This window comes from Cytobacillus oceanisediminis 2691 (assembly GCF_007678455.1).
GTDB classification, from domain to species: Bacteria; Bacillota; Bacilli; order Bacillales; family Cytobacillaceae; genus Mesobacillus; species Mesobacillus oceanisediminis_A.
Genome location: NZ_VEEP01000112.1, coordinates 1 through 310, shown reverse-complemented (window position 1 = coordinate 310; position 310 = coordinate 1). Strand labels below are relative to the sequence as shown.

Sequence of the window (310 nt, the reverse complement as noted above, 5' to 3'; positions counted from 1 at the left end):
ACATTTTACAATGTCGGAACCATACATAGAACAGGATAACAGAGGTTTTGGGGATTTAAATGTTAAAATTTTGTTAGAATTGAAAAAAAGGTGGGGAAAGCTGTTGAAAGAGGGTGAATTTGAGGAATTTTGCGCTTGGTGGGGAAATGCTTTGCGGGAAATTCTCTGGATGCTTTTTTGGAGTTGTTGCTTAAAAATCATGTGTTTTTTTGTTGGGAGGTTTGGGTGGATAATATGGTGTTCAGGAAGGGGGGAATAGGTGAAAGGGATTTGGAAATTTGGGTGGGGATGTTGAAAATGGTTGGGGAGT

General features: G+C 39.4%; 1 protein-coding gene. It reads left to right on the top strand.

What is annotated here, in order from left to right; genetic code table 11:
* Positions 1-259, top strand: a 259-nt coding sequence (locus FS736_RS24865; protein WP_222125098.1) for a hypothetical protein, incomplete at its 5' end; no start/stop codon positions are given.
* Positions 260-310: the final 51 nt, after the last annotated feature.